The sequence below is a fragment of the Parvibaculum sp. genome (genome assembly GCF_049672805.1).
Lineage (GTDB): Bacteria > Pseudomonadota > Alphaproteobacteria > Parvibaculales > Parvibaculaceae > Parvibaculum.
In genome coordinates this window covers 1-1,885 of the sequence record NZ_JBATWS010000452.1, presented here as the reverse complement: position 1 = coordinate 1,885, position 1,885 = coordinate 1, and the positions used below count along the sequence as shown (strand labels likewise).

At 60.5% G+C, this 1,885-nt stretch carries 3 protein-coding genes; 1 reads left to right on the top strand and 2 read right to left on the bottom strand.

The annotated features are described in order from the left end of the window. A partial coding sequence (locus WBF74_RS14065) for a TlpA family protein disulfide reductase (protein ID WP_424441004.1) occupies window positions 1-254 on the top strand: 254 nt, incomplete at its 5' end. A gap of 17 nt (window positions 255-271) precedes the next feature. Here WBF74_RS14065 and WBF74_RS14060 read toward each other — a convergent pair. Together WBF74_RS14060 and WBF74_RS14055 are read right to left on the bottom strand one after the other, a co-directional pair. Beyond that, entirely contained in the window at window positions 272-811 is a 540-nt protein-coding gene (locus tag WBF74_RS14060) for a PAS domain-containing protein (protein ID WP_424441002.1), read from the bottom strand. An 89-nt stretch (window positions 812-900) separates the two neighbouring features. Then, entirely contained in the window at window positions 901-1,776 is an 876-nt protein-coding gene (locus WBF74_RS14055) for a 3-hydroxybutyryl-CoA dehydrogenase (RefSeq protein WP_424441000.1), read from the bottom strand. Window positions 1,777-1,885: the final 109 nt, after the last annotated feature.

Sequence of the window (1,885 nt, the reverse complement as noted above, 5' to 3'; positions counted from 1 at the left end):
TTGATACGGCGGGGCAGGAGCAGGTTGTTTCCTTCCTCAACTCCGTGGGGGTGAGCCATCTTGCGCCTTACCATGATCCTAGCGCCAAGGCGAATTTCACGCTGGGCGCCTTCGGTCTGCCCACGACCATCCTGATTTCGCCGCAGGGAGAGGAAATAGGCCGCATGGCGGGTCCGGCCCATTGGGCAAGCGCGGACGCGAAAAAGCTGATTGCCGAAGCGCTCAGGCTTTACGGACTGTCACCGGATAGCTGAGGGGCAGGCCGTCAGTCTTAATCCACGCGGCTTGCGAACATGGCACCGATGGTCTGGGCGGGCTCGCTGCCGCCTGCCGTCAGCGGGGCCGAGAGGCAATGGCCTACCATGTAGAGGCGGCCAGAGGCGGCGAAAGGCACTTTCAGAAAGACGGGCTTGCGGCCAAAAAAGGCGCGCTGTGTCACGAAAAGCCAGCGCCGCTGCACGGATTCGGGGTTTTCACTCGAAAAGGCGGAGCTTTCCTCGGCAAATTCGCTGAGGAGCTTGCCCGTGCGCTCTTCTCCGAGAAGGGTGACAAGCGCCGTACCGAAAAGGCGAATGCGGAAATCGGCGCCGCCGTTCACCGCCTCGGCAATGATCATGTTGGGAAGGAGGCGGGCTATCTCGGAGGGCTGGATATCGGCCCGATCCGGCATTTCCCTGTCGCCGCGCAGGCGCTCCAGATAGGCAGCAAGCTCAATGATCGCCGGATGTTCCGGCCGCTCAATGAGCTGCGGCTCATCCGTTATTTTCCGCGCGCGTTCACCTGATCCGAAGCTGCCGGCCATCCTGTCCATCCATGCGTCCCCCCCTCGCAGGGTGCGCAGTCTGGCATGAGGAGGTTAACGAAGTGGCAGCGACTTGTTTCTGCTGCGAAATGACCGAATCAGCGGGTCGGAACGGGCTTTTCACCGCGATAATCGTAGAAGCCACGCTGTGTCTTGCGGCCAAGCCAGCCCGCCTCGACATATTTCACGAGGAGCGGGCAGGGGCGGTATTTTGAATCCGACAGCCCGTCATGCAGCACCTGCATGATGGAGAGGCAGGTGTCGAGGCCGATAAAGTCGGCAAGCTGGAGCGGACCCATCGGATGGTTTGCGCCGAGCTTCATGGCCTTGTCGATGCTTTCGACCGAGCCGACGCCTTCATAAAGCGTGTAAACGGCCTCGTTGATCATCGGCAGCAGGATGCGGTTCACGATGAAGGCCGGGAAATCCTCGGCATGGGCGATCTTCTTACCGAGCGAATCGGCGAAATCGCGGATGCTTTCAAAGGTTGCGTCATCGGTTGCGATACCACGCACCAGCTCGACCAGTTCCATCACCGGTACGGGGTTCATGAAATGGAGTCCCATGAAGCGCTCCGGCCGGTCGGTCGAGGCGGCAAGGCGGGTGATGGAGATGGAGGAGGTATTCGTCGCAAGCAGCGCATCCTCGCGCAGATGCGGACATAGCTCGGCGAAAATCTTCCGTTTCACATCTTCATTTTCGGTCGCCGATTCGATCACGAGGTCGGCGTCCTCGAAACTTTCCATGGAGGTGGCAATGGAGATGCGGGCAAGCGCTGCATCGCGCTGCTCGGCGGTGATGCGGTCGCTGGCGACCTGACGGGACATGTTGCCGTCAATGGTGGCAAGGCCTGCCTCGATGCGCTCGCGTGAGACATCGTGCAGGGCCACCTCATAGCCCGCCAATGCGCAAACATGCGCGATGCCATTGCCCATCTGACCGGCGCCGATGACGCCTACCTTGCGAAACTTCATGACCCGGAACCCGTACTAGCTGATTGCCGGCGCCTTCCCCGGCGGGAGCGCCTTGTTCTTTGAATGTTACTAAAGAATGGCGCGGAAGGCTTGCAGCGTAAAGAGAAAG

What these genes read in the sequence shown, in the direction of transcription:
- WBF74_RS14060 (WP_424441002.1), bottom strand. Translation starts at nt 811, where the DNA reads ATGGACAGGATGGCCGGCAGCTTCGGATCAGGTGAACGCGCGCGGAAA.
- WBF74_RS14055 (WP_424441000.1), bottom strand. Translation starts at nt 1,776, where the DNA reads ATGAAGTTTCGCAAGGTAGGCGTCATCGGCGCCGGTCAGATGGGCAAT.